The organism is Streptomyces panacea (assembly GCF_040560175.1).
Lineage (GTDB): Bacteria > Actinomycetota > Actinomycetes > Streptomycetales > Streptomycetaceae > Streptomyces > Streptomyces panacea.
The window spans coordinates 1-9,278 of sequence record NZ_JARJHW010000246.1 but is presented as its reverse complement, the minus strand read 5'-3'; the positions used below and the strand labels follow the sequence as shown (position 1 = coordinate 9,278).

6 protein-coding genes are annotated in these 9,278 nt (G+C 71.5%); 3 read left to right on the top strand and 3 right to left on the bottom strand.

Annotated features, from left to right (window positions below; all coding sequences use genetic code 11):
• Both P3L51_RS33185 and P3L51_RS33180 read left to right on the top strand, forming a co-directional pair.
• On the top strand, positions 1-1,000 hold a 1,000-nt coding region (locus tag P3L51_RS33185), incomplete at its 5' end, for a protein phosphatase 2C domain-containing protein (RefSeq protein WP_354609061.1).
• A 98-nt stretch (positions 1,001-1,098) separates the two neighbouring features.
• Positions 1,099-2,847: a pyruvate dehydrogenase gene (locus P3L51_RS33180; RefSeq protein WP_354609060.1), complete on the top strand. Its 1,749-nt coding sequence runs from the start codon at positions 1,099-1,101 to the stop codon at positions 2,845-2,847.
• 18 nt (positions 2,848-2,865) lie between these two features.
• Here the strand turns inward: P3L51_RS33180 and P3L51_RS33175 are convergent, their stop codons facing one another.
• On the bottom strand, positions 2,866-5,973 hold the full coding sequence (locus tag P3L51_RS33175) for an alpha-mannosidase (RefSeq protein ID WP_354609059.1): 3,108 nt from the start codon (positions 5,971-5,973) through the stop codon (positions 2,866-2,868).
• A 221-nt stretch (positions 5,974-6,194) separates the two neighbouring features.
• On the opposite strand from P3L51_RS33175, the gene P3L51_RS33170 reads away from it, so the two are divergent.
• Positions 6,195-6,611: an ATP-binding protein gene (locus P3L51_RS33170; protein ID WP_354609058.1), complete on the top strand. Its 417-nt coding sequence runs from the start codon at positions 6,195-6,197 to the stop codon at positions 6,609-6,611.
• 202 nt (positions 6,612-6,813) lie between these two features.
• Here P3L51_RS33170 and P3L51_RS33165 read toward each other — a convergent pair whose 3' ends face one another.
• Positions 6,814-7,893 carry a DUF2637 domain-containing protein gene (locus tag P3L51_RS33165; RefSeq protein ID WP_354609057.1) on the bottom strand — a complete coding sequence of 360 codons (1,080 nt, stop codon included), beginning with the start codon at positions 7,891-7,893 and terminating at the stop codon, positions 6,814-6,816.
• A 225-nt stretch (positions 7,894-8,118) separates the two neighbouring features.
• Positions 8,119-8,970, bottom strand: a complete 852-nt coding sequence (locus P3L51_RS33160) for a (2Fe-2S)-binding protein (RefSeq protein WP_354609056.1) — start codon at positions 8,968-8,970, stop codon at positions 8,119-8,121.
• Positions 8,971-9,278 lie beyond the last annotated feature (308 nt).

Below are 9,278 nucleotides of genomic sequence, written 5' to 3'. Positions count from 1 at the left end.
CCTCGGCCATGTCGGTGACAGCCCGCCCACCTACGACGCGGAACCCACCGCCCTGCCCGCCGCCGACCCCGAGGGCCTCGGCCAACTCGTCGCCGACACCGCCCTCGACGGCGCCCGGTACGGCACGTACACCCTGCGCGCCGCCTCCATGCGCGGCGACTCGGCGCGCTACCGGGGCGAGCCCCGCAGAGACGCCCTGCTCACCGCCCGCTTCGGTGCGGGACCGGGCGCCCTCGTCCTGGTCGCCGTGGCCACCGGCGCCCGCGCCACCGAGGGCGCGCACCTGTCCGCCGCCGACGCCTGCCGCTGGATCGGCGGCGCCGTCGGCCGCAGCCACAGCCGGCTCGCCGAGGACATAAGAGCCGGCCGCCGGGGCGACCTGAAGTCCGGCCTGCACCGGCTCACCGACCGCACGTACGGCAGACTGCGCGCCCGCGCGGCCGAGTTGGGCCGCGAACCGGAGGACTACACCGCGAGCCTGCGCTGCCTGCTGCTCTCCGCCGACCCCGACTGCCGGACCCGCGTCTTCTTCGGCGTCGGCGGCGGCGGACTCTTCCGGCTCAGGGACGGCGCCTGGCAGGACCTGGAGCCGCTGGTCCCCGAGCCCTCCGACATCAAGGGCGAACCGGTCCTCGGCTTCGGCTCCGCGCCCGCCCGGACTCTCGCCGAGGCCGCCGCCGAACAGACCTCCGAGGGCGACCGCCTCACGATGGACCTGGAGATCACCAAGCCACCGGGGCCGATCGTGGAGGACCCCCTGCCGCCACCGCCCGAGCCGTTCCGCTTCCGCGCCTCGGTCGCCCGTCCGGGCGACACGCTCCTGCTGACCAGCGTCGGGCTCGCCGAACCGCTGCGCGGCGTACCGGCCCTGGGCGACGAGCTGGCCGCACGCTGGGCCCGCGGCGGGCCCCCGGGGCTCGCCGCGTACCTGGCGGACGTCGGACTGCGGGCGAAGGGGTACGCCGACGACCGGACGGCCGTGGGGGTCTGGGAGGCGTAACCGCGCGGGGCATGGGTTGATGGACAGCGGGTACCGGACGGGACCCCGGGCCGGTACCGGCCGGCCCGGATCCCCGGGCAGCTGAAGGGCGCGCTTCCATGGCCAAGCAGAACGTGGCGGAGCAGTTCGTCGACATCCTCGCCCGCGCCGGAGTGCGACGGCTCTACGGGGTCGTCGGTGACAGCCTCAACCCCGTCGTGGACGCCATCCGGCGCAACGCGGCCATCGACTGGGTCCAGGTCAGGCACGAGGAGGCGGCGGCCTTCGCGGCGGGCGCCGAGGCACAGATCACCGGCAAGCTCGCCGCCTGCGCCGGCTCCTGCGGCCCCGGCAATCTGCACCTGATCAACGGCCTGTACGACGCGCACCGCTCCATGGCCCCGGTCCTCGCGCTCGCCTCTCACATCCCGATGGCCGAGATCGGCCTCGGCTACTTCCAGGAGACGCACCCGGAGCGGCTGTTCGAGGAGTGCAGCCACTACAACGAGATGATCTCCAGCCCGGAGCAGATGCCCCGGCTCGTCCAGACCGCCATCCAGCACGCGGTCGGCCGGGGCGGTGTCAGCGTCGTGACCCTGCCCGGCGACGTCGCCTCCCGGCCGGCCCCCACGAAGGCGATCGAGCACGCCCTGGTCACCTCCCGGCCGACGGTGCGGCCCGGCGACCTGGAGATCGACAAGCTGGTCTCGATGATCGACGAGGCGGACCGCGTCACGCTCTTCTGCGGCAGCGGCACGGCCGGGGCACACGCCGAGGTCATGGAGTTCGCCGAGCGGGTCAAGTCCCCGATCGGCCACGCCCTGCGCGGCAAGGAATGGATCCAGTACGACAACAAGTTCGACGTCGGCATGAGCGGACTGCTCGGCTACGGTGCCGCGTACGAGGCCACCCACGAGTGCGACCTGCTCATCCTGCTCGGCACCGACTTCCCGTACAACGCCTTCCTGCCCGACGGCACCGACGTCAAGATCGTCCAGGTCGACGTCCGGCCCGAACGGCTCGGCCGCCGCTCGCGGTTGGACCTCGCGGTCTGGGGCGACGTACGCGAGACGCTGCGCTGCCTGACGCCCCGGGTACGGACGAAGAACGACCGCCGCTTCCTGGACAAGATGCTCAAGAAGCACGCCGACGCGCTCGAAGGCGTCGTCAAGGCCTACACCCGCAAGGTCGACAAGCACGTCCCGATCCACCCCGAGTACGTCGCCTCCGTACTGGACGAAGTGGCCGACGACGACGCGATCTTCACTGTCGACACCGGCATGTGCAACGTGTGGGCCGCCCGCTATCTGTCGCCCAACGGCCGTCGCCGCGTGATCGGTTCGTTCAGCCACGGCTCGATGGCCAACGCCATGCCGCAGGCCATCGGCGCGCAGTTCATCGACCGTGGGCGCCAGGTCGTCTCGATGTCGGGTGACGGCGGATTCGCCATGCTGATGGGCGACTTCCTCACCCTCGTCCAGTACGAACTGCCGGTGAAGATCGTCCTGTTCAACAACTCCTCCCTCGGCATGGTCGAGTTGGAGATGATGGTGGCCGGTCTGCCGGCGTACGGCACTACTAACCACAACCCCGACTTCGCCGCCGTCGCCCGCGCCGCCGGGGCGTTCGGCGTCCGGGTCGAGAAGCCCAAGCAGCTCGCGGGCGCGCTCAAGGACGCCTTCAAGCACAAGGGCCCCGCCCTGGTCGACGTGGTCACCGACCCGAACGCCCTGTCCATGCCGCCGAAGATCAGCGCCGACATGGTGCAGGGCTTCGCGCTCTCCGCCGGAAAGATCGTCCTGGACGGAGGGGTGGGCCGCATGGTGCAGATGGCACGCTCCAACCTGCGCAACGTGCCCCGGCCCTGACCCCCGCGACCGGCCGTCCTACGCCGGTGTGAACCGCAGCGTGAGGATCTGGAACGGCCGCAGCGCGACCCGCAGACCGTCCGCCCCCGTCCCGGCCTCGTGCAGCGGACGCTCCAACAGGTCGGTGACCCGGGCCGATACGACGGGGAAGCCCGTCCGCAGCAGGGCCGACGCGCGGTTCCCGGCCGACTCGTAGAGCCGTACGACCACATCGCCGCTACGGTCCTCGGCGAGCTTCACCGACTCCACCGTGATCGCCGGGTGGTCGACGGCGACCAGCGGCGCCGACGGGGGAGCGGCGGCGACCCGCAGCGGCAGATTGAGGGCCAGGCCCTCCCGTACCGCGTCGGTCACCTCGGCGCCGGGCACCAGCGCGTAGCTGAACCTGTGCGTGCCCAGATCCGTCTCCGGGTCCGGGCTGTGCGGCGCCCGCAGCAGCGTCAGCCGTACCGTCGTCCCCAGCCCCTCGTCGTGCGCGGTGCGCGTCACGTCGTGGCCGTACGTCGAGTCGTTGACCACCGCCACGCCGTAGCCGGGCTCGGCGACCCGCAGCCAGCGGTGCGCGCAGATCTCGAACCGGGCCGCGTCCCAACTGGTGTTGGCGTGCGTGGCGCGGTGCACATGCCCGAACTGGATCTCGGCGGTGGACCGTTCGGCGTGCACGTCCAGCGGGAACGCCGCCTTCAGGACCTTCTCCGACTCCTGCCAGTCGACCTCCGTGACGACGTCCACACGCCGGCTGCCGGCCGCGAGCCGGATCTCCTGCACGATCCACGACGAGCCGAACGTACGGACCACCCGGACCGTCGCCCGCAGCGGCCCCTGCTCGACCAGTTGCACGGACTCCGCCGTCGTGAGGTCGGTGTGCCGGTTGCGGTAGTGCCGGTCGATGTCCCAGGCGTCCCACTGGTTGGGGTGGTCCGGGTGCAGCTGGAGCAGATTGCCCCGGCTGCCCGGCGCCAGGACCTCACGGTCCGCGTGAAGATCCGTCACGGAACGGAGCAGGCCGTCGCGGTCCACGGTGACCCGCAACAGCCCGTTGTCGAGGGTGATCACGTCCGAGCCCTCGGCGCGCGTCGTCACGCCCGTGGTCTCGCCCGCCGGCTCGGCGGCGGCCAGCCCCGTCACGCCCAGCGCGGGCACCCGCACCAGGGCCGCCGACCGCCCGTGGCTGTTCAGCGCCTGCGTCGCGCCGCCCTCGGGGATGTCGGCCGTGTCGGCCTCGACGATCTCCGTCCGCTCGTACGGCGAGGTGTTGAGCACCGCCGTACCGCCGCCGCCGAGCGCCGCGACGGCCGCCGCCGTGATCTCCGTCAGCTCCTCCCGCACCGCCGCGTAGGTGTCCCGCGCCTCCCGGTGCACCCACGCGATGGACGAGCCCGGCAGGATGTCGTGGAACTGGTGCAGCAGCACCGTCTTCCACAGCCGGTCCAGCTCCTCGTACGGATAGGCGTACGACGGCGTCCGCAGCGCGGCGGCCGTCGCCCACAACTCGGCCTCCCGCAAGAGGTGTTCACTGCGGCGATTGCCCTGCTTGGTCTTCGCCTGCGTCGTGTACGTCGCCCGGTGCAGCTCCAGATACAGCTCGCCCGACCAGACCGGGGCCTTCTGCCCGTACTCCTCCTCGGCGGCGGCGAAGAACGCGGCGGGCTTCTCGATCTCCACCCGCGGCGAGCCCTCCAGGGACTTCAGCCGGCGCGCCTTCTCCAGCATCTCCCGGGTGGGACCACCACCGCCGTCGCCCCAGCCGAACGGGACCAGCGAGCGTGACGCCCGGCCCTTGTCGGCGAAGTTCCGCTCGGCGTGGGCCAGTTCGGACGCGTGGAACTGCGCGTTGTAGGTGTCGACCGGCGGGAAGTGCGTGAAGACGCGGGTGCCGTCGATGCCCTCCCACCAGAAGGTGTGGTGCGGCATCTTGTTGGTCTGATTCCACGACAGCTTCTGCGTGAGGAACCACTTCACGCCCGCCAGCTTGGCCAGTTGGGGGAACGCGGCCGTGTAGCCGAAGGAGTCCGGCAGCCAGATCTCCTCCGTCTCGACCCCCAGCTCCTCCCGGAAGAAGCGCGTGCCGTGCACGAGCTGCCGGGCCAGCGCCTCGCCGCCCGGCATGTTGGCGTCCGACTCCACCCACATCGAGCCCACCGGCGACCAATTGCCGTCCGCCACGGCCTTCTTGATCCGCTCCCAGATGTGCGGCTGGTGCTCCTGGACCCACGCGTACTGCTGGGCCTGTGAACAGGCGAAGACCAGCTCCGGATACTCGTCGGCGAGCGCGGTGACGTTGGCGAAGGTCCGCGACGCCTTCCGCACGGTCTCGCGCAGCGGCCACAGCCACGCCGAGTCGATGTGCGCGTGCCCGGCCGCCGAGACCCGGTGGGCGCTGGGAGCGGCCGGACTCGCCAGGACGCCCGCCAACTCGGCGCGGGCCGCCACCGCCGTACCCGCCACGTCGTGCAGGTCGAGCGCGTCCAGCATGTTCTCCAGTGCGCGCAGGATCTCGTGCCGCCGCGACCGGTCCAGGGGCAGCTCCGCCATCAGCTCGGACAGCACCTCGATGTCGAGCACCAGATGCCACACGTTCTCGTCCAGCACGGCGATGTCGGCGGCGGCGAACGTGTACAGCGGGCTGTCACCGGCGGTCTGTACGTCTCCGAGAGTTGACGGCATGAAGTCGCCCGGCATCGACGGGTTGGCCGCGGCTTCGAGGAGCAGATGGACCGCCTCGCCGCCCGTGGCGGGCGCGCCGACCGGGACATGGCGGTTACGCGGGTGCACACCCTTGATGGGCACGCCGGCCGCGTCGTACACCATCCCCTCGGCCTGGAAGCCGGGCCCCTCGCCGGTGAAACCCGGGTCGATCACGACCTCCACGCGCCGCCCGGCGTACTCGTCGGGGACGATTCCCTCCAGCCGGAACCAGCTGGTGGACCAGGGCGGACCCCAGGGCGTACCGGTCTCGAACGGCGCGTACGTGCCCTGCAGAGCCTGCCCCACGGGCACCGGTTCGCCAGGTACCTCCCAGACCGAGAGGGCGAGCGGCGTCCTGGCCGCGTACTGCGCGGGGCGGATGAACTGGCGCAGGGCGCGCTCCAGACGGCCCTCCACCAAGGTGCGGTCGTCGTGCATCAAGGCTCCTCAGGTCTACGGCTCAGCCTTCCGGAACGGCACACTCCAGGTGTCCGGCCGATCTCGCAACCCCTCACTTCCCATGACGGGCGTCGGGCACTCGCTGTCACACCGTCCCGGATCGTCATGAGTGGCCGGTGACGAGTGGGGAATGCATCTCGGGGAGAGCCTTCGAGAGAGGAAGCTCGTTCAAGCAATAGCGGCATGGGGGGACAGGAGACATGAGAGGCACGGGGGAGCAGGCGCGACTGCTGCGCAAGCAGTTGCTCCGCAGAGTGGAGAGCGCCGATCTCACGGCGGTGCCCGAGGTGAGGCACGCGCTGCGCGAGCTGCTGAGCCACTGGCGGGCACGTGAATCGGCGGAGGTGGCGGAGCTGCTGACCAGCGAGCTGGTGACCAACGCGCTGGTGCACACCGAGCACGGAGCCGTGGTCAAGGCCACCGTCGCCGACTCCCGACTACGGGTGGAGGTGCGGGACTTCGTGGACGCGCCGCCGACGCCGAACGAGCCGACCGAGGACGACGGGACGCACGGGCGGGGGCTGGTGCTGGTGGAGGGCCTGGCCGACGCCTGGGGCGTACGGGCGCAGGGGCTGGGCAAGATGGTCTGGTTCGAGCTGAACGGCGAGACGGCCTGAGACACGGCGAGAAGGCCGGGGGCACGAAGTCCGGGAACACGGCGAGACGGCCCGTGGCACGGCGAGAAGGCCGGGGCCGGCCCGCGAGCTCCTGTGGCGACGGACCGGCGCGGCGGTCTCCCGTCACGCCGGTCGTGTGTTCACCCACGGTGTCGCGGCTCGCTCAGGACGCCACCCGCCCCCGACACCTGGCACCCGGCACTCAGCCGAACTGCTGCTCAAGGTCCTTGAGCTTGCGCTCCAGGGAGTCGAGCCGCGGCAGCGCCTGCGTGTCGTCCTCGGCGGTCAGGTCAACGGTGCGGCCCTCGGAACCCTTCACTGCCTGAAGGGAGGGCCGGGATCGTACGGGCAACTGGTCCGGTTCGCGGAGTTCCGGTATGACTGGCTCCGGCGCCGCCGGGCCCACCGCCGGCGGTGAACCCGTCCCACCGCCCACGGCCGGTACGGACGCCGCCCCCGCCATCTCGACCTGGCGGCCACGGCCGCGCCCCCAGGCGCGGTGCTGCCGGTTGAGCGCCTTGATCCTCGCCCGGCCCAGCTTCTCCTGCTCGCGGCGCCGGTGTCTGTTCTGTTCCTTCTGCCTGCGGTCGTCGCGTACCTCGTCGACCGCCTCGTCCAGCGTCCGTACGCCTTCGAGAAGCATCAGCGACCAGGCGCCGAACGTCTCACGGGGCGCCCGCAGCCAGCGGACGATCCGGATCTGCGGCAACGGACGGGGCACCAGGCCCTGTTCGCGCAGCGCGGCACGTCGGGTCTGCTTCAGGGCCCGGTCGAAGAGCACGGCGGCCGAGAGCGACATGCCGGCGAAGAACTGCGGCGCGCCCGCGTGTTCCATACCGCGCGGCGCGTGCACCCAGTTGAACCAGGCGGCGGCGCCGGCGAACGTCCACACCAGCAGCCGCGAGCCGAGAGCCGCGTCGCCGTGGCTGGCCTCGCGCACGGCCAGTACGGAGCAGAACATCGCCGCCCCGTCGAGGCCGAACGGGACGAGATACTCCCAGCCGCCGGTGAGGTTGAGGTTTTGCCGGCCGAAGCCGACGAGCCCGTGGAAGGAGAGCGCGGCGGCCACCGCGGCGCAGCAGAACAGCAGCACGTAGGAGGCGGTGCCGTAGACCGCTTCCTTCCGTCTGCGGCGTTCCTCGCTGCGTTCCCAGGAGTCCTCGGCCGCGGTCTTGACACCGGCGCGCTTGCCGCGCGCGATCATTGCCACCGCCGCCAGGACCCCGACGAGCATCACGCCGCCCGGAAGCAGCCAGTTGAGCGTTATGTCGGTCAGTCGCATGCGGTGTTCCTTGCATCGCAGTGGGGCGTTTCGGGCGCCATATTGGCCGAACCGCGACCGCGCTCAGAGGGTTTCGGGACAAGAGAACGCCAACGAGGTGCAAGGGCACGCGAATAGGTGGGATCTGCTCGAACGGACGCATGGGGGCGGTGAGTTGCGTTCGATTTCGAACCACCCTCATGCCACCTGGACGAGTGGCATGGTTCGGTGAACCCCGCGGGAGCGTCAGTTGCTGTTTGCGCTCAGCCGTCGGACCCGGTCGGAGTCGCACGTACGCGGGCAGGTCACGCAGGTGTCCTCGGGCCGCAGCGTGTAGAAGAGGCAGCAGCTCGCCCGGTCCCTGGTCGGCAGCGATTCACCGCCGGGGCCGCGCAGTTCGCGGAAGCCCGCCGTACCGACGTACGGCTTCGTCGTGCCCGGCAGCAGCAGTTCGAGCTCGGCCATCGCGCGCCGCTCCTCACCGAGCAGGTGCGCGACGTACCAGAGACCCTCGACGATCTCGTCCGTCGCCATGCCCCACAGGGCGTGGTTCCGGCGGCGCATGCGCGGTCCGAAGGCGGCCAGCACCGGGCCGAGATGCTCGGCCACCGCCGACCGCACCTCCGCGCGCAGCGCCTCCTCGTCCGGTACGACCCTGGCGCCCGGCAGTGCGGCGGCCGGGTCGTCGGGCAGACAGGCGAACTCGCCGACGCGCACGGCCATCCGGCCCCGCGCCCGCTGGAAGGAGACGTTCTCCACCGGCACGCGCGGCACCCGGCGGCTCACGAACCACGGCACGGTGATCAACAGGCAGGCGGGCCAGGCGTATCGGTGCAGTCCGAAGGTCGCGACGACATCCGGGCGGGCCCGCTGTCCGTAGTCGCGGATCACCTGCGCCTCGTCCCAGGCGAGGAAGGTGTCGACGGCGGGGCCGCCCGCCGCGAGGTCGACGGCGCCGACCCAGCCGTCGTCCGCCGCCGGCCGTTCACTGTCCGTCAGCTCGTCGATGCCCAGCGAGGGGAACACCTCGGTCAGTCGCCGGTAGGCATCGGCGACCGGTGAGGTGAACCGGCCGGGCAGCAGAGCGTGCGCAGACATTCGTGGGGACCACCGAATCGCGATCGTTTGAAGGTGAGGCTTACCTTACCCGACACGACAGATGTTTGAACTGTCACTCCGTCCGCCTATGGTGCTCCGGAGGTTCGGCTCGCGCGAACGGAACCGGGATGAGCTGGGCGAACACGGCAGACGCAGGAGGAGGCGCGGTGGAGCGGGGCAGAGCACACGACGACGTTTCCGCGCCCCCGGGCACCCGGGATCCGACGCCCGCGGCCGACCGGACGCAGGTCGGCGGCTTCCCGCGGGTCCCCGGGCAGGCACGCGGGGAGCACACCCACGACGTGCCC